The following is a 20,504-nucleotide window of genomic DNA, read 5'->3' on the forward strand; positions in this document are numbered from 1 at the left end:
GTCTGTGCTATTGCTATTGCTATTGGTCATTTGCCGCTCACCTAGACAGTCGAACCCGCAGTCGACGAGCACGCTCCTTAAACGCGGTCTCACCACCTTCAAGAATTTCGCATACCCGCTCACGGATCAATTTGTCCTCCAGTCCACCCGATAGGTAGGTGATAGGAGGTAGCTGCCCATTACCATGAGGGCCGCATTCGGCGATGATGATTTGGTCGGCATCCGTGTTCACAACCAAGTTGGCGTTGTGGGTCACCATAATGACTTGTCGAGTCGACTTGGCGGCCATGAACAGTGGGACGAGATCGTTGTAGATTGACTTGGGGTCGAGGTTTTCTTCTGGTTGATCAATGATCAGTGGCCGGCTGTCTTTCGCATCAAGCGAAAGGTAAAGCAGCAACAGCACAATTCCTCTGGTGCCAGGAGAGAGCTTCTGGATTTCGACGCCGTCGTAATTTATGGCGTAACGTACAGAAATGTGGTCAGTACCGTAGAGCCATTGGGCTAAGCGTTTCGTCCACCGCCGATACTCTGCCAGATCCGATGTGGCTACTGGCGCATGCTCAACGAGCTGTTCATGGTAGTTCTTAATAAACTCTCTCAGCGCAGCTAGCACAGTCTCGTCATCCCCGTAGAGCCAGGGAGTATTCAGCGACTCGAGCACTTTTTCGCGCAAGGTACCCCGGCCTCTGAAAGGGCCCTTTTTAGATAGGTTGAGCAAGGACTCACCCTCGGCTAACCATGCCTCAATGTCGACAGTTCGAGCTACCGAGAAAGAAAGCTTGTTGAGAGTTCCTTGGGCGCTTTCCAGGCGCTGTTTGATGGGCGAGTAGAGCTCCTGGAGAACTTGCTCCTCAGCAATGAGGGCAGAGAAAACGCGCTTGTATGAATCGCACCGTTCACTCACCAAGACTTCGAGACGTTGGGAGGCCCCGACATGGTCGGTTAATTTCTCCCTGCTGGCCCGCAATAGCTCAGCTTCCGTGGTTATTTTTGTTGATAGCTCTTTGAATCGCTTGGCGGTGTCTTGGTCGACGCTGACCAACTGCTGGAGTCGATCAATTTCTGCCTGCAGCAACGAGAGATTGCATTCTTCAAGCTTGGCGCCTTCAGCGATAAACGCCTGTTGAGAGTGTTCGTTCGGAGCCGGTGGGGTTCCGATCCATGCGTCTCTGTTCTTTTGAGCCTTGAGCAGCATATTCGATAGGATGGCTCCGACGTCGCCTTCGTAGTCCCTGAAGAAAGCACTCCACTCATCATTACCCAGACCACTTTTGGTATGGCGTGCTTGGATGTCTCTTAGATCACTGGGCGCCACGACCTGGCGAACATTGTTGACCTCATCCTGCATCAGAAGAGTCTGCTGCTCTTGGGCTTTGTAATACCTCACATAGCCGGCAACCTTTTCTGAGGCGGCGGTCAGTAACTGCAGTCTGGACAGCCTGACCTCTGAGCCCTTCGCGACAAGCTTGCTTCTGTCTTCGGTTAGTCGTTTGACCAGCGAATCTTTTTCCTGCACCTGCGTAGTCAGCTGGAGCACGAGGCTGCGTTTTTCGAGTTCGGTGTTGATTCTCTCTGACAAATTGCCGAGTGATTCCTCCTCCCGCCGCCTAGCCTCTCGATATCGCTCAGAACGGATGTCTCTCAGGTCATTGAAGCTGATGGCACCCTCACGCTCAGTGGGGGAGTGCGACTCGTAAATTACCCGCTCGACCTCTGCCAGGAGGCCGTCCGTCATACCATCGGCTGAGCAAAGCTCCTCCACGAACTGCTGCGACAGATACCGAGCTCTTGGGTACACGAACTCATCGTCAGTCGTCTGGTTGAGCGGGCTGGCCTGCGTGTCACAGTTGCACCAGGTGATATTTACTTCAGCATTTTGTAGGTGGTCTTGGGCTCTCACTAAGAACGAGTGCCCTGTAATTGCGTTGCCCCGTGCGTCACAGCCTGCCGCCAAGATGTCAGCCAGCGCGGTCTTTCCTGAGCCTCTTGCGCCTACCACGGCAATCAGGCCTGGGTTCAGAGCCAGGGATGGTGTCTTGAGCCATGGTGCATTGGTTATATCGACTTGGGAGATGACCTCGGAAGCATTTCCGTAAGGCGGTGGTTCCTCTCCAATGAAAGCCCTGCCTGCCGGATCGATACAAGCCTGACGAAGCGTATCGAAGGTAGGGCTTCCCTTGAGCCAGCTAAATCTCTTCCCATCAGGCGCCCCAGTCTTGGCAGTTTGATGGGCATCGCTGCCATGCAAGCACGGTTTTAGGCCGTTGTACCGCTCAACCAAGCTCTCCGCGGATAAAGCTTTTCTACCTAGCCAAAAATCCCTTTGGTTCGGGTTGGAGGCAAAAATGACATGCGCGAACCGCTCAATTTCCTGGCGCAAAACCTCATCTGCACCCTCTTTCAGTGCGGAGGTACCGTCATTCTCCTTTGCCGCGACTGCGATGATGAGGTTGGCTTGTGCCCACTGGCTGTTTTTGTGCTTGTCCTTCAGCTCCTGAAACGAAACCTTGAAGCGCTCAGCACCATGGCGCAGGGCCGCTTGGTCATCTTGGATGTCAGGGTTCGCTCGTCTTCCAAGCCTTCTCAAATCGCTTGGGGTGCACCTGAACTCGTCGTCGAAAGCCTTGAAAGTAAGCGAGGCAAGAAAGCGCTCAAGCTCTTCTAGGTGATTTTCTTCATCGGGACATACCAGTAGATGAGCGTTGATCCAGGATCTGGCGGTTCCCACATCGAAGCGAATTTCGACATTGGGGAAAAGAAGCTCGCAGCTCGCAAGCCTGCCCGCCTGCTTGTGCTCAACCAGCTGTCTGTAGGTATCAAGCAGGTAGTAATCCGTCACCGCAATCGCGCTGATGACGGGTGACGCTTCTTCCAAAGCTCTGAGATAGCCCTCCCAATCACCTCTGAACTGATCGTTGAACAACGTGCCTGGTGCGTGTACGTGGGGATCCCATCGAAGCCAGCGAGATCCAGAGGAAAGAGGCTTTGGTTCAGTCTGCATATTTACATCCTAGTAGGCAGATGGGAGACACATTGCGGTCACGACGCCCGAGCAGGCGGAGCGCGAGCATGAGCTGTCACCGTGCCACTATTTTGGATTCGGTTAGCTGTGTCAATCTGCACCCGATGGGGCGAGTGCGCTTATCTAGGGGCGGATAAATCGCCAATGATCCATTTGCAGTGCAAGGGGAGGAGGGGGCGGCATATCCAAGCGAGGACTTTAGTGCTTGGCATGAGAAGGGTAGTAATTCGAGCTGGTTCTACGAGGAGTAGGTGAAGAGAGGCATCAAATACTTCGGGGGCGTGTGGTATCAGAAATCGGCTGTGAGTCTGATGGCAAGCGGATCGCGCAGGCCGCGAGGCCGAGGTGCGAGGATGGAAGCCCATTGGGCCGAGACGCGGCGAGCGGCTCGGTTCACGACAGCCGCCCCGAAGGGCGCGCATAGAGAATTCCACGAACATTCATGTCATCGCGGCAACGTGGTCATAATTATTTTTCATGTCCGCTAAAGTTTTTTGAACGACAAACCGTTTATGTTTGTATTTGGCCGGGACGGTAAATGCATATGCTTGAGGCACCTGATTTGACTAGCACTCTCTCTTTCAAGCGGGAATTTCTCTGCTGGCGGGGTCGGGAGTTCGATGATCGCTATGAATGCCGTGTTGCAGGTATCGAGGGAGGGGGCGCGAGTATTGAGTTTGAATTCGAAGGGATCGATGTCGGCTCGGAAGTAGCGGCGGATATTGCCTTTTGCCTTTCCGAAGCTCTGGCCATGACGGAACAAACGGATGCAGAAAGCGCGACGGCAGCACTCCGTTACGAGGGCCTGCTCAAAAGAAAGTATCGATTATCGCGTGGCGTATGGCAGTTCAGTGCTACAGGTGTTTTTCCCGTTGAGAATGCTAGCACTGAGCTTCTTGAAGGTACGCAAAGCGCGGGCACCTTTGTCGCGGTTCGAACCATAGAGGAGGGTGGCTTCGAACTAGAACTTGAAGAGATGGGCTACTCGTTTTCTGCGCAGGATGCATCCTGGTTGCAAGAGAAGCTCCTTGAAGTTAGCCAGCAGCTTCCAAAGCAGCACCCCCGAGTACGCTTGCTAGAGGCGGGATGCAGTGCCTGGGAACCCTAAGGATTTACGACGTACTTGACTGGTTAATAGGACATTCACCAGGGTGAGCCTAGTGGGCGGGGGCCGCAGTGGCGCAGGTGCCCGGTATCGCAGGGGCCACCATTCGATTCCTGCCGAACCTCGTTCGTTAGGTCTGCACGTGTCTCGCGGCACGGGCCGGATTTAGTACAGCGTAGGCAGGACATCCAGCATCACTATTTCTCAACCAAATCTTTGTACAGTTCTCGTGCGGCTAGGATCTGATCTCTGAGTTCTTCGGGGTCAATTCTCATGCCGCCTCGTTGTGTCACCTGCAGTGTCTTCAGGCTGTTGGCTGCTTTGATGAACTCTCGTTCTTCCGCCTGTATCCAGGGAGGTCGCTTGTCTTTCCAAAAGAGCCATGCCATCGGTTTAGTCCTATGTCTGGGAGGATTAAGGGCAGTATGTAGGAGTAGTAGGAGACGTCTATTCGGCGGCCGACAAACGCCTTAAGGAGGTGCTCGGCTCTCTCCCCAGTGCGCGCCGATGAGACTCTACGGCCGTCTCTCTAGGTTCGAAAAAATACCCCAATCCTAGAAAATAGCAGAATTATTGGTGTGCGAGGTCACGCAATCTCTCCTCATGCAAGAGTGACGCCCAGGCGCGAGTATGAAAGCCCGAAGGCGGGAGAACGAGAGTATTCCGGGGCTACTTGTACAGGAAAGCGAGGTTACTCTTTCCTGCTGGTCATGACGACGAGATTACGGGCCTCAATTACAGACACTGATCACAATGTAGTGCTTAATATCGTAGTATGTACCTTTCGCGCTGCAGATATCGCAGGGGAAGAGCGTAAGGCTTGTAATAAATTAAATTTTAATCGGCCTGGCGCGGCGATATTTCCGATTCATCTTCGATTTTTATAAGTAAGCCAATGAAATCAGAGGCTTTATAATCGGCTGCCTTCAGGATTTCCGTTCTCCTTCCCTTGTGTATAGACAATACCACTCGGGCCATGTCGATATAGTGTGTAAACGTTGTTTTAAGTTGGCTATGCCCCATCTGGCTCTGCAAGATCTGCGCGATAGCCAAATTATATAGGCCTTCGTTAGATTTCAGTAGTTCGTCGCCAAAGCATCGAATTAAATATTGAGTCGGCCACCAGTCTCTGCTGTCATAAAAACGAAGATTTGGCCGTAGATTTGGGTTGGTTTTCAATATTTTTTTCTTCGCTGCCGTCGTGCGTGAAGCGATTTTGTCGGGGGTTACGGGATGCCCATCCTTGTTCAAGAAAAGTATAGAAAGTGGAGGTTTTTTTCCGTATATGTTCAAATATTTTTTGGCGCGCTCTGCATAATATGGGGCTATATAGTTTTCTTCCAAATCCTTTAGGGCATCACGATGGATAATAATTGTCCTGGTTTTCTTTCCCTTGCTATCGTTGATAGTGTACTGGGTGGTTGGAAGGTCGAGGTTCATAGAGGAAAAGGGCATGATGTGACGGTTTTCCCCATTCCCGAAGTATGGAAACTTGCATAAATCCATCGGCCTCATGGCTGTGCCTAATGCGAAATAAAAAAGAGCCGAGTAGACCGGGTCGTTATAGTTTTCCAGTAGTTCTCTAATTTCACCAGGAGATACAAGGCCGCTATATGAAGACTGGCGGTTGAGCTTGTCCAATACGCTGATACTTGTTGCGTCAATAACATTTTTTGCCATAAGTGATACATATTGCTGATATCTGGAGCTTTTGTATGGAGGTATCCAAGTTCTGAGTTGGATGTTCACGCTGGTTGCAAAGCCAGCATCACCCAACCATCTGAAAAAATTCATAAGCAACTTTGCGTCCTCAAAGATGGTTTCTGTCGAGGGGCTTACAGCATTACGAGCAACTCTCCTGCGTTCCCGGGAAGTTTGCCAACGATTGATATTCTTATTTGTTGCGAATAAATAATATAAACTAGGCGCTCTGTTTAAGAATTCCTTCTGAGTAGATAGATAGCGGTAGAACATGGAGATTGCGCTGGCGTATCTAGAAGATGTTTTTAGCGATGCGCGCGTGCATCGATAAAGGAAAAGGTTCACGTGGCTGAGCAAAGTGCTTTGTTTTGCGCCATCATGGATAAGTATAAAATGTTGCACCGGAATATCTAGCTCGCTGCTCACATAGTTTAGCTTTTTTTTTGTAATGTTTATCATGTTACTTTCCGTTTTTAGCGCAAAAGTATACGACGCTGTCTATCCCTTTTGTGAGATATATGTGGTCGGCTTTTTCCGAAAGTTTGATCTCTTCAATTGGTAAGTTTGTAGAGCGAAAAGCTCTTTGAGCATTCGCTTCTGCAACTGAAATAAAGTCTGGAATAAAAACCGAAATTCGAATTGGGGCAGTCACTTTGCTAATCAAATTTCTCAATTCTATCGCGGTAAATATAGGTGCTCTTAGGACGATCTCAGATGATTTTGAAGGGGGAAGCATTTCCAAAAAATTTGATAGATCGCATAAGTGTTTGTCTATAAAAATAATAAGCTTGTTTTTATTATCAGTAAAGCTATTGACTTTGGTTAAAAGTCTCGCAATTTCTTTGTCTTTAGAATCTAGGTAGGCATTGTAGTCACGGTCTTGTTTGTATGACGCCATGGCTGATTCTAATTTCGGATCGAGGACTACTCTCGATCCTATTGTGGAGGACATGCTTTCGTTTGTAGACATAATTTTTGATTTTGTAATTTGTGCTTTCAGGCTAACTATTTGCTCTGAGTAATTTTGTATGAGTGTAGTTTGTTTTTCGAGAGTAATTCTGATGTCGTCAGTCTCGAACAATGTAATGTCATTATTCATTAATGATGTAATGTGTTTGTCGAGAGTCTTTTTTAGCTCCGTGTTGTGCCTGTCTTTTATGGCGGACAGTTCGTTCTCAAGTGCAACTACACGACTTTGACTTTCGATTAATAGGTCGCTTACGGACTCTTGATTGCTGCTAGGCAGAAGTTCGCCGACAGGCTTCTCTCCTTTTATGTAACCAAGCAGGTCACCATAATATCGATGGAAAGCTTGTCTCGTAATTCCTGCTTCATCTGCTATTTTTCCTACCTTGAGTTTTTTTCCAGTGGAGGAGAAATGATGATGAATTATTACGTTGATAAGCCGTTGCCGAGTGTCGTTGATCATGTCATACCTCCACAAACTTGATGTCGAGCGCCGAATCAGTTGATAGCTCAGATTGCAAATCATCAAATTCAGAATTGTATGCGTGTAGGTTACTCGCTTGTAGGTTGTGTAAGTGAAATTTGTATGACTCTACTTTGCTGAAGATTTCTCGACGAGTACGATCGGGAAGTGTTACTTCCGTATTGTCTAAAATTCTTTCATAAAACTTGATGTTGTCCATCAATGCCGCCCTAGCTTTATCCACCACTACAATTTTCCGGCATTCATAGTGACAGTTACTAGGATCGGGGCGGGGTTGTTCATCGCCAAAATTTCTACCCTTTATGCAAGGGGGTAAATTGTCCATATTAAAAATTTCTGCTGTCACACAGAAAGTACCGATCGCCGTTCGTTTTATGAACAAAGGCTCACCGCCCGCTAGAAGGTTTGATACGTAGTCGAGCAGTGATATTTTCAACTGCCTACCGACAAAATCACTTGGTTTTTCAGCCATTCTTTCGGAGATGCGCTTAGCAATTTCTCCCGAAAAGGAGCCATACCGAATAGCAGTGATGATCTCATGAAGCTCTTCGGTATAAGACTGTTCGATTGTTAATGCAACGCATCTCACCATGGCGGGGTTACGAGCAATATATTGCATCGTCATTTTGTATGATTTATGGCCAAACAGAGCCCTGATGAGTTCAATGTTTCGCTCATCTTGGTTGATCAAAATTTCGGCAATAGTTTTTCTGAATCGATGAATGTGCAGCCGGTCGATTGGCAACTCATTTCTGAGCTGGCTGATTACCGTTTCCAGAATCTGGGGGGTAAAACTGTTCAGCGGGGTGGAGTTGAAATTGGATTGAAATAGCCAATGAGGCCTAGTTTTGCGACCCGCGCTACAAAGCTTGTGGTAAAGCAATGCAGACTCTGCGACAAAGCGCGGAAGTGGCAGATACTCAATTTCCCCAGTATAGTTTGGGTCTTGTGCGGTTTTCCAGCGTACGATGCGTAACCAGTAATCTCCGGATCCATCTGGCCTATCATTAGAAATGTCGGTGATGCTTAGCGGTGCTAGCTCTGAGGCCCGAGCACCGCTGATCAAGGCGACCATAATGAAAAGTGAATTTCTAACGTGGTCTAGCGCTTTAGCGTAATTTGTCTGCCAGGTATAGCGCCAGTAATCTGCCCCGCGATTGGCACGGAAATATTTAGCGCGATTGAGTTCCATCACCGTCTTATCGCCTATTACTATATGGACAGAATTCTCTAAGGCCGAGTCGATGTGTGCTCTTTGAATTTTCCCGTTGTCGCCGCGCTCGGCGATGTCCTCGATAGCAGGTATTATCTTCTCGAGTTGAGGGGCTGCTTTCTCCAACCAAAAAAGTGCGTACTCCATTAGGTGGCCAAGGTCTTCCTCCGAAAATGAGACCCAAGTCTGAAGGCTGCCTTTCAAAGTTTCATGGATGTCTGCCCGGCGCTCAGGGATTTCTATCTTGCCTAGCGCTACATCAATTCGCAGGTGCGGTGGAATAAGGTGTTGTTCGGAAAGAGAGATCCAGATCTTGATCATCCGAAATAACCCGAGATAACACTGTGCGCTTTCTTTTTCCCTGACGTTATCTAGTGCATGGTTTATCATATTGACGCTGATCATCGCCAAAGCTTCAGGCGTAACCTCAAGGTGATTTTCGACAAATAAGTATTTCTCTAGTAGCGTAAAGTCGTAGCAGTATGCAAGAGTCGTCCGATTGCTTTTGATTCCCCGCAGAACGGTGTTCTCCGGCAACAAATAATAGGAAAGTGCTCTTTTCAGCTCATTTGCGCCAAGGGTGACATGGTCGAAATAAATTGCGCACGAATAACCAAACTTGTGGGTCTCTAATCTCCACGGATTATCGTGATAATTTGAGTGTTTCGAGACGGGGAACTGACCTTGGCTCACTTCGAGTTTTCGAATCAGGTCGCTGTCTTTGGGCAGGTTCGTATGCTCAGACTCAATCAAGAGGCTTTCTAGCTCTATTTCCGCTGCATCGCAGACATCGTGCTCGAATTCATCGATGAGAGACTGCCTATATTGTTCATCACTCATCTAAATCACCCGTTTTGAAGATCATTTTGAGGTCTTGCATCTGGCGAGGTAGCATCGGAGAATTGAGGTTACGATAACGGATAGCCTCATTCATGGCTTGATCGTCGTTCCAGTTATCCAAGATATCGTTAAGAACATCTCTCTCAGCTTCCAGTCGAGTTCCGAATTCCGTATGAACCCTGTCTCGGAGAAGTTCATCCACATGAGCTGCGCGCTCAATTAAATAGGGTAATGAATCTTGCAGAACGCGCAACTGGCTGCAAAAAATGCACTGTTCCAAAGCTTTGCATTTATCACCTTTTGCCAATTTAGTTGCTCCTGGCCAATCAGGTTTATTCCGGTTGGCGCAGGCCCACAGGGCCCTTTCAAAGTAGGGTAGGTGGAAGATGCTGAGTTTTGCATTGCTAATCTGCCTAGCCTCTTTACTCAAAAGACCTTTAAGCTTCCTGGCGCGCAGTAGCTTCACTACATGCTCAAGCACATTACGAAGACGTTTTGTACGCTTGATCTTGGCCGTTGACGAATTATCATAGAATTCGTCCGTAGTCTCACGGGACTCGTGCCCCATAAGCTGGGAAAGGAAGGCAAATGCCGTTTCATCCTTGTTAAGGAAAAACCATGTTGCACGCAATCGATGTGTCAAAGTTCCAGCCGAAGTCAGTCTTACGCCATTGTCAATCACTTCGTTTTCTTGAAGAAATTTATTTACCGCGACCGAGAACATCAATGACAGATCAAGGGTGGCGACCGGTACAGATCCCTTCCAACCATTTGAAGTTCGCATGTACGAGAACATTGTATTAACCTTCTTGTTTCTTAGGGGGTCAATCAAATGCTCAGCATAGGGAGCCAAGGGGGCCGAAAAATCCTTCGCCAACAGAATTAAGCTATAAAGAGAGTATGGATTCTCACTGTCGCTACGAGCAATTACTTTTTTGGGGTTTTCGTACGGTACATCTCTGCCTTGGCTTCGGAATTTTTCTGAAAAAATAATTTTTTGGTTTTCTTCAATGGTTGCAGTCAAACCGTGTTCGAAATTATCCTTGTCAATATCCATTACGGACTCTTTGTTCCAACCCGCTTGGAGCATCATCAGCAAGGCGATTGCTGCCATTTCTTCAGCCGTCGGATAATAAAGAGCCAAGTGGTCGTCAAGGCTCATCATAGGAGGAAGGTTGTTTGCAGTCCGATAGGAAGGTGTTCGTAGTAGCTTCCAGAGCATGAACTTAAGGATGTCGTCGCAAGCATTGAAATTTAATAACAACGCAGAGCTATATATGTTTTTTGATTCGTGCTCTGTCAGACCGTGCGGGTATTTGTGGTCGACCAGTGTTTTTGTCACTCTGTGCGGATCCAGGATAATCCTAATAAAAGACGGTGTTAAGTTAAACTTAGGATCATAGTCGTCTGGAATAATGATGTTTTTTTTCGAGCGACTGTACAGATCGGCTATCTCCAATAGTATATTATCGCTCTGCGCGATCACTCTGATTTCCGGGTCATCGCACTTCTTGATGCGCTTAATTATTGAGGGTGTCGATATGGGTAAGCCGTTATCTAAACGGTGTTTGTACCAGACCAATATGTCTTCTTTTGTTGGCCGGTTTTGTATCAGGGAATGAATTTCCTCAAGGGTATATGGCTTGGCGCTGTCAATGATTTCTCGAGTTTTAATCTTCTGATGTATTGCGTCCGCGACCGTGGATGTCGCTTTGGTGAGCGTGTCTACACCATCTTCATATAGAGGCTCCGTAGACGTGCCTTTCTCTACAGTTACCTGCGGTAGATCTAGGAAGGGAATCATCCCCGTTTCGCGCGCAGTTGACGTGATTGCAGATTTAATTATGAAAGCGAGATTTTGGGTTTTTCCCAATTTCCTTAGGTAATTAATGAAGCTCTTGAAGACGGTAGTCGTGAGGTCTTTGATATGTACGATGTGAAGCTGGGTTTCATGTCGTGAGTTATAATTAAGAATAAAGTCCAAAAGATGAATAATTGCCCTTCTTAGCAAATAACCCCACGGCGCACTTCTGGATGGACAGCTCTTGACTACAATATAATGCAGACTCATACAGATATTAGTCTTGGGGTTAAAGCCTGGATGATTTACGTATGTGCAACGAACAACTCTTCCATTCGATGCCGTCACCTCAGTAATTGGTAGCTGAAACTTCACATCCTCCCCAGTGGTATCGGGGCTTCTGTTGCTCGTACCTGTACTGTCCTTCGACTCTGCCGCTTTAACGGGCTCAAAAGTCACAGCAGCTACTGGGTCGAGGAAATCATCATCTCGGGGAAGATCGTTCACGAGCCGACCCCGTCGCGCAGAGAACCGGTACGAGAAGTCGGGGCAAAGCCAGGGGTTGAAGCTATGCGGTGAAAGGCAAGGCGTGCGCAAAGCAGAGAGAAGAAAGTTGACTCAAGGTTCAAGTCACGAGTTCGTTGGGGCCCTAGATAGCCTCCAATCCTCTTTTTCTCTCTCATAGCTAGCTGCCTCAAGGTTTACATTTTTTGGATAGTAAACTATTGGCGTTTGGTTTACATAGTTATAAAAGAAAAACTAAGGGATGATGTTCTGGATTTGCGGCGTACCCGGCAGGGCGTCCATGGTGAACGAAAACGCGCCGAGGGCGATGGTCGCCGGAATCAGGCGCTTGGGGATATTGCTCTGGCGAAAAATCTCTGCCGCAAACGGGTAAACCGCAAACACCACCACAAACAGCGACACGCCACCGTAGGTGAGCAGGGCACAGACCAGCACAATCACCAGCATCGCCTGGCGCGTGCCGAGCAAACGGATGGCGGCGGCCACAATCGAACGCGAAAAACCCGACAGCTCGATCAGCTTGCCGAACACCGCGCCGAGCAGGAACACCGGGAAATACAGTTTGATGAAACCGACCATTTTCTCCATGAACACCCCGGTAAACGCAGGGGCGACGGCGGACGGGTCGGTGAGCAATACGGCGCCAAGGGCGGCAATGGGGGCAAACAGGATCACGCTGTAGCCACGGTAGGCGGCCAGCATCAGCAGCGCGAGGGCTGCCAGGGCAATGATCACACTCATGGTGTGTCTCCAGATCGAATTGTTATTTTTGTGGGTGATGCGTTGGAGAGGGGCTATAGCGAGATGTGTGCCAACTGCGCAACTTGCTGAAATATAAGAATATTATTTTGCTTTTAAGCTGTGCTCCGGAGTTTTATCTCTATTTGGAGACAAGCGAAGATTGAAGGTGGGAGCTGGCTTGCCTGCGATGGCGGTGGTTCAGCTACAGGTGTGCTGACTGGAAGGCCGCTATCGCAGGCAAGCCAGCTCCCACATTAGGATGTCTACAAATTTGGAATTTTGTCTCTGGTTTGAGACTAGGCAATGCCCAGCGCCACCATCTTCTTGTACAGCGTCGACCTGCCCAGCCCCAACCGCTTGGCTGCCTCCACGACGTTGCCTTCACACGCCGCCAACGCTGCCTCAATCACCTGCCGATCAAACCGTTCCCGCGCCGCCGCAAACGTCTCGCCCTCAACGGTCTCCACGGCGCCACGCGCTACCGGGCTGAACGTGCCAATCGCGGCGCGAATCTCGTTGGCATCCAACACCAGGTCATCACTCAACAACGCCGCGCGCTCCAGCACATTGCGCAGCTCGCGGATATTCCCCGGCCACGCATGCTGCGCCAGCAACGCCAGTGCCTCGCGGTCCAGTTCATGCTGACTGCGCAGCTCCTCAAGGATCGCCTCGCTCAATGCCGGAATGTCATCCAGGCGTTCGCGCAACGGCGGCACCTGGATCGGCAGCACATTCAGGCGGTAATACAAATCCGCGCGAAACTCGCCACGCTTGATCGCCGCTTCCAGGTCCATGGACGTGGCTGCAATCACCCGCACATCGCTGTGCAGCATTTCGTTGGAGCCGACCGGTTCGTATTCCTTTTCCTGCAACACCCGCAGCAGTTTGCTTTGCAACGGCAGAGGCATGTCGCCGATCTCGTCGAGAAACAGCGTACCGCCCTGGGCAATCTGCAGTTTGCCGGGACGGCCTTTGCGGTCGGCGCCGGTAAAGGCCCCCGGCGCAGTGCCGAAGAATTCGGCTTCAAGCAGGTCCGCGGGAATCGCCGCACTGTTGATGCTGACAAAAGCTTTGTGTGCACGCGGCGAGGCGCCGTGAATCGCCTGGGCCAGCAATTCTTTGCCGGTGCCGGTTTCACCCAGCAGCAACACCGGCGACTGCGCATTCGCACTGCGCCGCGCCCGGCGTTTGACGTCCAGGCTGGCCGCGCTGGTGCCGATAAAATGCGCGAAGTTGTATTTGCTCTGCCGCGAGCGCAGCAGCGAGCGGGTGGACGCCAGTTCCTGCTGCATGCTCAGGTAACGCTCGATCAGCGGCGAGAGGTTGCGCAACTCATCGAACAGCGCAAAGCCAATCGCGCCGATCACCGCGCCGGCATCATCGTGAATGGGCAGGCGCATCACCACCAGCGGGCCTTTGGGCGTGTCCTGGATGTCCAGCAGAATCGGCTGGTCGTTGCGCACCACCTGGCGGAGCAGGCTATTGGAAATCACCTGCTCGCACGGTTGGCCGATGGCTTCGTCGGCGCTTTTAAGGCCGAAGCGCTTGGCGTAGCGCTCGTTCATCCACACGATATTGGCGTCGCGATCGACAATCACCGTGCCTTCGCTGGACTGCTCGATGATTTCGAACAGCGACTGGATGGCCAGGCCGCGAACCTGTTGGTAGTCCTTGAGGCTGTCGCTGATGTTCATATTTATGCCGCCAACACAAATGGAGGGTGGGGTCGCAATCCTGTGGGAGCGGGCTTGCTCGCGAAAGCGGTGTATCAGTGCCGCAGGTATTGGCTGTCACACCGCCTTCGCGGGCAAGCCCGCTCCCACAGGGGAGAAAGTGCTCCTACAAGGGAATGTGCGCCGCCGCCAGCAGCTCTTTGGTGTACGGATGCTGTGGCGATTCGAACACGCTATGGCTCGCACCGCGCTCCACCACCTTGCCATCCTTGATCACGATCATGTCATGGGCCATGGCGCGCACCACGGCCAGGTCATGGCTGATAAACAGGTAGGTCAGGCCGTATTTCTCCTGCAACTCACGCAGCAACGCCACCACCTGTTTTTGCACCGTGCGGTCCAGCGCCGAGGTCGGTTCGTCCAGCAGCATCAGAGCCGGCTTGAGCACCAGCGCGCGGGCGATGGCGATGCGTTGGCGCTGCCCACCGGAAAACTCGTGGGGGTAACGGTGGCGGCTGGCCGGGTCGAGGCCTACGTCCTTGAGCACCTGCACCACTTGCGCATCGCGCTCGGCCAGGCTGCACGGCGCATGCACTTCCAGGCCTTCGCTGATGATCTGTTCCACCGACATGCGTGGGCTGAGGCTGCCGTAAGGGTCCTGGAACACCACCTGCATCTGCTTGCGCCACGGGCGCATTTGCTGATTATTCAGCGGGTCGAGCGCTTCACCCTGGAAGCGGATGCTGCCGGTGGAATCGAGCAGGCGCAGGATCGCCTGGCCCAGGGTCGATTTGCCCGAGCCAGACTCGCCGACAATCCCCAGGGTCTTGCCGCGCTGCACGCTGAGGCTGATGCCGTCTACTGCGCGCAGGTAGGTCTTGCGCTGAAACAACCCGCCGCTGAGGGGGAACTGCACCGTCAGGTCATCGACCTGCAACACCGTTTCGCGCTCATCACTGCACAGCGCATCGCCGGCCGGCTCGGCATCCAGCAACAGGCGGCTGTACGGGTGTTGCGGTGCGTTGAACAGCGTCTGGCAGTCGGCCTGCTCGACAATCTCACCGCCGCGCATCACGCACACGCGCTGGGCAATGCTGCGCACCAGGTTGAGGTCATGGCTGATCAGCAGCAGCGACATGCCCAGGCGTTGTTGCAAGGATTTGAGCAGCAGCAGGATCTTGCGCTGCACGGTCACGTCCAGCGCGGTGGTCGGTTCATCGGCGATCAACAGTTCCGGCTCACACGCCAGGGCCATGGCGATCATGACGCGCTGGCGCTGGCCGCCGGAGAGCTGATGCGGATAGGCCTTGAGGCGCTCCCTGGGCTTTTGGATACCCACCAGTTCGAGCAATTCAAGGATGCGCGCCTGCGCCGCCTTGCCGCCCAGGCCCTTGTGCAGCAGCAGGGTTTCGCCGATCTGTTTTTCAATGCTGTGCAGCGGGTTGAGCGAGGTCATCGGCTCCTGGAAGATCATTGCAATGCGGTTGCCGCGCAGCTTCTGCAACGTGGCGGCAGAGGCGCCGATCAGTTCCTGGCCGCGATACTTCACCGAGCCTGTGGTGTGCGTGCCGGCTTCGGGCAGCAGTTGCAGGATCGAATGCGCCGTCACCGACTTGCCCGAGCCCGACTCGCCGACCAGCGCCAGGCATTCGCCCTGGCGCACGTCCAGGCACAGGTTGCGCACCACGGTCTGGCCGCTGAAGGCGACACTGAGGTCGCGGATTTCAATGAGGTTCATAGGCAGTCACTCATGAGCGGGGGTCGAAGGCATCACGCAATGCCTCGCCGATAAAGACCAGCAACGACAGGATCAGCGCCAAGGTGAAAAACGCCGTCAGGCCCAGCCAGGGCGCCTGCAGGTTCTGCTTGCCCTGGGCGATCAGCTCGCCCAGCGACGCGCTGCCTGCCGGCATGCCGAACCCGAGGAAATCCAGGGCGCTCAAGGTGGAAATCGCCCCGGTCAAAATAAACGGCAGGTAGCTCAAGGTGGCGGTCATGGCATTGGGCAGGATATGCCGGCCAATGATCTTGCCATCGCCCAGGCCCAGGGCGCGTGCGGCCTTGACGTATTCCAGGTTGCGCCCGCGCAGGAACTCGGCGCGCACCACGTCCACCAGTGCCAGCCAGGAAAACAGCGCCATGATCCCCAGCAGCCACCAGAAATTCGGCTCGACGAACCCTGACAGGATGATCAGCAGGTACAACACCGGCAGCCCGGACCAGACTTCCAGAACGCGCTGGCCCAGCAAGTCCACCCAGCCGCCGTAATAACCCTGCAAAGCGCCGGCGGCAATGCCGATGGCGGCGCTGATGGCGGTGAGCGCCAGCGCGAACAGGATCGACACGCGCGCGCCAAAGATCACCCGCGCCAGCACATCGCGGGACTGATCATCGGTGCCCAGCCAGTTCACCGCCGAGGGCGGGCTGGGGGCAGGGCGGCTCAGTTCGTAATTGGGCGTGTCATCGCTGAACGGGATCGGCGGGAACAGCATCCAGCCGCCGTCCTGCTTGATCAGCTTTTGCACGTAGTCACTGCGGTAGTCGGCCTGGAACGGCAGTTGCCCGCCGAACTGCTGCTCGGTGTAACGCTTGAACACCGGGAAATACAGCTCGTTTTTGAAGCTCAGCACCAAGGGCTTGTCATTGGCGATCAGCTCGCCGCCCAGGGTCAGGATAAACAGGCCGATAAACAGCCACAGCGACCACCAGCCGCGACGGTTTTTCTTGAAGCGCTCGAAACGCCGACGCGGCACCGGAGACAGATTAAGCATCAGGCGTTCCTCGCGGCGAAGTCGATACGCGGGTCCACCAGGGTGTAGCAGAGGTCACCGATGAGTTTTATCAAGAGGCCAAACAGGGTGAAGATAAACAGCGAGCCGAACACCACCGGGTAGTCACGGGACACGGCGGCTTCATAGCTCATGCGGCCCAGGCCGTCGAGGGAGAAAATCACCTCGATCAGCAGGGAACCTGCGAAAAACACGCTGATAAACGCCTGGGGAATCCCCGAGATCACCAGCAGCATGGCGTTGCGAAATACGTGGCCGTAGAGCACGCGCCGTTCGCTTAAACCCTTGGCGCGGGCAGTGACCACGTATTGGCGGGTAATTTCATTCAAGAAAGAGTTTTTGGTCAGGATGGTCAGCGTGGCGAACCCGCCGATCACCAGCGCGGTGACCGGCAGCACCAGGTGCCAGAAGTAGTCGGCAACCTTGCCCACGGTGCTCAGCTCGTCGAAATTCTCCGAGACCAGCCCGCGCACCGGGAACCAGTTCAGCGACGTACCGCCGGCAAACACCACAATCAGGAACATCGCAAACAGGAACGCCGGCATTGCGTAACCGATGACGATGGCGGTGCTGCTCCACACGTCAAAACTGCTGCCGTGGCGCACCGCCTTGCGAATTCCCAAGGGGATCGACACCAGGTAGGTGATCAACGTGGCCCACAGGCCGAGGGAAATCGTCACCGGCATTTTTTCCAGGATGAGGTCGATCACCGTCGAGCCGCGAAAGAAGCTGTTGCCGAAGTCCAGCTGCGCGTAGTTCTTGAGCATCAGCCACAGGCGTTCCGGGGCGGGCTTGTCGAAGCCGTATTGTTTTTCGATGTCCTTGATCAGTTTCGGGTCCAGGCCGCGGCTGGCGCGGGAGCCGCTGATACTTTCGCCGGAACCGCCGCCGATGCCGCCGCCGCCAATCCCTTGCAAATGCGCGATGGCCTGTTCAACCGGGCCGCCCGGTGCGGCCTGCACGATGACGAAGTTGACCAGCAGGATGATCACCAGTGTCGGAATGATCAGCAGCAGGCGCCGCACGATATAGGCAAACATCAGCGGGTCCCTCCACGTTTTTTCAACTCGGCGTTCATTTGTTCATTGGTCAGTGGCGTGGGGCTGATTTCCCACCAGGTTTCCAGGGCTTCGTCGTTCTTGGCCTCGATCGCCGGGCGGCCGAAGCGGTTCCACCACGCGGCCGAGGTGCCGGGCGGGTAGTAGTTGGGAATCCACAGGTAATTCCATTGCAGCACACGGTCCAGGGCATGGGCGTAAGTGAGCATCTGCGCCTGGGTGGTGGCCTTGACCAGGCCGCTGATCAGCGTGTCGACGGCCGGGTCTTTGAGCATCATGTAGTTATTGGCGCCGGGATCGTAAGCCGCCTGCGAGCCGAAGTAGTTGTACAGCTCCAGGCCCGGCGAGGTGGTGACCGGGAAGCCGACGACGATCATGTCGTAATCACGGGCCATCATGCGGTTCACATACTGCGAGGAGTCGATGCGACGGATATTCAGGGTGATGCCGATCTGCGCCAGGTTGCGCTTGTACGGCAACAGCAGGCGTTCCAGGCCGGGCTGGGCATTGAGGAAGGTGAACTCCAGCGGCTCGCCGTCGGCGTTGACCAGCTTGTCACCCTTGGGTTTCCAGCCCGCCGCTTCCAGCAGCGCCAGGGCTTGCAGCTGTTTGTCGCGAATCATGCCGCTGCCGTCGGTGACCGGCGCCTTGAACACCTGGGTGAACACCTCAGCGGGCACTTGATCGCGCAGCGGTTCAAGAATGGCCAGCTCTTCCTGGGTTGGCAGTTGGCTGGCGGCCAGCGGGCTATTGGAAAAATAGCTCTGCTGGCGAATGTACAGGTTGCGCATCATCTGCCGGTTGGCCCATTCAAAATCCCACAGCATCGCCAGGGCCTGGCGCACGCGGCGATCCTTGAACATCGGCTTTTGCACGTTGAACACATAGCCCTGGGCCGGTTGTGGCATCTCTTTGGCCAGGTGCGCGCGTTGCAGGCGGCCGTCGTCCAGCGCCGGGCCGTTGTAGCCGATGGAATAGCCAGTGGCGGAGAACTCACGGTTGAAGTCGTAGGCACCGCCGCGCAGCACCTGACGGGCCACTTCGGTATCGCCGAAGTACTCCAGGCTCAGGTGATCGAAGTTGTACAGGCCACGGCTGACGGGCAAGTCCTTGCCCCACCAGTCCGGGTCGCGGGTGAAGGTGATGGTGCTGCCGGAGTCGATCTTGCTGACCTTGTACGGGCCGCTGCCCAGCGGGGCTTCGTAGCCGCCGCCGTTGGCGAAGTCGCGGGTTTTCCACCAGTGCTCGGGAAACACCGGCAAGGTGGCGATATCCAGCGGCAGGGTGCGGTTTTCATTGCTGGAAAAATCGAAGCGCACCTGGCGCTCGCCTTCGACTTCGACGTGCTTGACGTCGGCGAACAGGGTGCGAAAGCGCAGGCTGCCCTGGGTCATCAGCAGATCGAAGCTGTAGCGCACGTCTTCGGCGGTGATTGGCGTGCCGTCGGCGAAGCGCGCCTTGGGGTTCAGGTAGAAGCGCAGGGACAGGCCGTCGTCAGCGCGCTCCATCTTCTCGGCGACCAGGCCGTAGACGGTGTAGGGCTCATCCAGGGAGCGCTGGGCCAGCGGGGCGTAGAGCCAGCCGTCGACCTGGGAGACGCCGATGCCTTTGTCGATGTACGGCAGCACATGGTCAAAACGCCCGATCTCGATGGCCGAGCGCCGCAGGCTGCCGCCTTTGGGGGCGTTGGGGTTGGCGTAGTCGAAATGGCTGAAGCCGGCGGGGTACTTGGCCGGTTCGCCGTAGACCGTGAGGTAGGTCTGCGGGGCCGCGATCACAGCGGTGCTGGCCAGCAGCAGGGCCAGGGCGGAGCTGCAGAATTTTATGGAAAAAGCCAATCGCATTGTCAGCCTTGAGCGCCGGGTGAAGAAGAATAGAGATGTGTACGTTATCGACTTAAGCCTTGCCAGTCATCACATGCACAACGGCCCACCAAGAGGCGGGCCGTTGTTTATAGCATCAGCACAGACTGGATCAGTCCTGGCGGCTGGTGACTTCCAGCAGGTGGTAGCCGAACTGGGTCTTGACCGGGCCTTGCACGGTGTTGACCGGGGCGCTGAAGACGACGGTGTCGAATTCTTTGACCATCTGGCCTGGGCCGAACGAACCGAGGTTGCCGCCGTCGCGGCTGGACGGGCAGCTGGAATTGGCTTTGGCGATTTCTGCGAAATCGGCGCCGCCTTCGATTTGGGCTTTGAGTTCGTTGCACTTGTCTTCAGTGGACACGAGGATGTGACGGGCGGTGGCTTTGGCCATGGGGAGTAACTCCTTGAATTAAAAAGGGTGAGCGTACCGGATTCAGGCGGTTATTTGTTGGCAAAGTTCCGTTGGGTTTGGGTTGGGTTAGGGTTGGGGGCATATCCGTTGCTGCGGTCACGGCCACTTAGGGTTCCGCTCTTACAGCGGGTCACTTTTGGCAAACGCCCCAAAAGTAACCAAAAGGTCTTTGCCCCACCACTCGGTGCCTCGCCTAGGCTCGGCATTCCCTCACTCCGGCTTGAATCCGTGGGCCGCCGCGACGGGCCATCCATGGCCCAACGCGGCTAACCCGGCGTCCTGCCGGGTTACCCACGGATTCAAGCC

The 20,504-nt window shown here is 53.7% G+C and carries 13 protein-coding genes and 1 pseudogene; 1 reads left to right on the forward strand and 13 read right to left on the reverse strand.

Annotated features, from left to right (window positions below; translation table 11 throughout):
• Window positions 1-37: 37 nt before the first annotated feature.
• Complete coding sequence (locus ACP7B3_RS23390; protein WP_426181104.1) at window positions 38-3,004, reverse strand: TrlF family AAA-like ATPase; 2,967 nt, start codon at window positions 3,002-3,004, stop codon at window positions 38-40.
• 559 nt (window positions 3,005-3,563) lie between these two features.
• On the opposite strand from ACP7B3_RS23390, the gene ACP7B3_RS23395 reads away from it, so the two are divergent.
• Window positions 3,564-4,133: a hypothetical protein gene (locus ACP7B3_RS23395; RefSeq protein WP_426181106.1), complete on the forward strand. Its 570-nt coding sequence runs from the start codon at window positions 3,564-3,566 to the stop codon at window positions 4,131-4,133.
• A 194-nt stretch (window positions 4,134-4,327) separates the two neighbouring features.
• On the opposite strand, the gene ACP7B3_RS23400 is transcribed toward ACP7B3_RS23395, so the two are convergent.
• The 12 genes and pseudogenes from ACP7B3_RS23400 to ACP7B3_RS23455 all read right to left on the reverse strand — a co-directional run bounded on the left by ACP7B3_RS23400 (window position 4,328) and on the right by ACP7B3_RS23455 (window position 20,177).
• Entirely contained in the window at window positions 4,328-4,519 is a 192-nt protein-coding gene (locus ACP7B3_RS23400) for a hypothetical protein (protein WP_426181108.1), read from the reverse strand.
• A gap of 448 nt (window positions 4,520-4,967) precedes the next feature.
• Window positions 4,968-6,290, reverse strand: a complete 1,323-nt coding sequence (locus ACP7B3_RS23405; protein WP_426181110.1) for a site-specific integrase — start codon at window positions 6,288-6,290, stop codon at window positions 4,968-4,970.
• Between the two features lies 1 nt (window position 6,291).
• Window positions 6,292-7,260: a hypothetical protein gene (locus ACP7B3_RS23410; RefSeq protein WP_426181112.1), complete on the reverse strand. Its 969-nt coding sequence runs from the start codon at window positions 7,258-7,260 to the stop codon at window positions 6,292-6,294.
• A gap of 1 nt (window position 7,261) precedes the next feature.
• The gene (locus tag ACP7B3_RS23415; protein ID WP_426181115.1) at window positions 7,262-9,334 is read right to left on the reverse strand and encodes a tyrosine-type recombinase/integrase; all 2,073 of its coding nucleotides are present in this window, start codon (window positions 9,332-9,334) and stop codon (window positions 7,262-7,264) included.
• On the reverse strand, window positions 9,327-11,642 hold the full coding sequence (locus tag ACP7B3_RS23420) for a hypothetical protein (protein ID WP_426181118.1): 2,316 nt from the start codon (window positions 11,640-11,642) through the stop codon (window positions 9,327-9,329). The genes ACP7B3_RS23415 and ACP7B3_RS23420 overlap by 8 nt, the downstream gene beginning before the upstream one ends.
• Window positions 11,643-11,897: 255 nt before the next feature.
• A pseudogene (locus ACP7B3_RS23425) lies at window positions 11,898-12,401 on the reverse strand (GntP family permease); the annotation flags it as partial.
• Window positions 12,402-12,697: 296 nt separating this feature from the next.
• Complete coding sequence (locus tag ACP7B3_RS23430; protein ID WP_426181121.1) at window positions 12,698-14,095, reverse strand: sigma-54 interaction domain-containing protein; 1,398 nt, start codon at window positions 14,093-14,095, stop codon at window positions 12,698-12,700.
• 145 nt (window positions 14,096-14,240) lie between these two features.
• Window positions 14,241-15,812 (reverse strand): ABC transporter ATP-binding protein, encoded by a 1,572-nt coding sequence (locus ACP7B3_RS23435; RefSeq protein ID WP_426181124.1) that lies wholly within the window; start codon window positions 15,810-15,812, stop codon window positions 14,241-14,243.
• Between the two features lie 10 nt (window positions 15,813-15,822).
• Entirely contained in the window at window positions 15,823-16,845 is a 1,023-nt protein-coding gene (locus ACP7B3_RS23440; RefSeq protein WP_426181126.1) for an ABC transporter permease, read from the reverse strand.
• The gene (locus ACP7B3_RS23445; protein ID WP_262209148.1) at window positions 16,845-17,903 is read right to left on the reverse strand and encodes a microcin C ABC transporter permease YejB; all 1,059 of its coding nucleotides are present in this window, start codon (window positions 17,901-17,903) and stop codon (window positions 16,845-16,847) included. Before ACP7B3_RS23445 ends, ACP7B3_RS23440 begins: the two co-directional genes overlap by 1 nt.
• Entirely contained in the window at window positions 17,903-19,765 is a 1,863-nt protein-coding gene (locus ACP7B3_RS23450; protein ID WP_426181130.1) for an extracellular solute-binding protein, read from the reverse strand. Before ACP7B3_RS23450 ends, ACP7B3_RS23445 begins: the two co-directional genes overlap by 1 nt.
• A 130-nt stretch (window positions 19,766-19,895) precedes the next feature.
• Window positions 19,896-20,177 (reverse strand): peptidylprolyl isomerase, encoded by a 282-nt coding sequence (locus ACP7B3_RS23455; protein WP_010210937.1) that lies wholly within the window; start codon window positions 20,175-20,177, stop codon window positions 19,896-19,898.
• Window positions 20,178-20,504 lie beyond the last annotated feature (327 nt).

This window comes from Pseudomonas sp. TWRC1-2 (assembly GCF_049896685.1).
In the GTDB taxonomy this organism is placed as follows: Bacteria; Pseudomonadota; Gammaproteobacteria; order Pseudomonadales; family Pseudomonadaceae; genus Aquipseudomonas.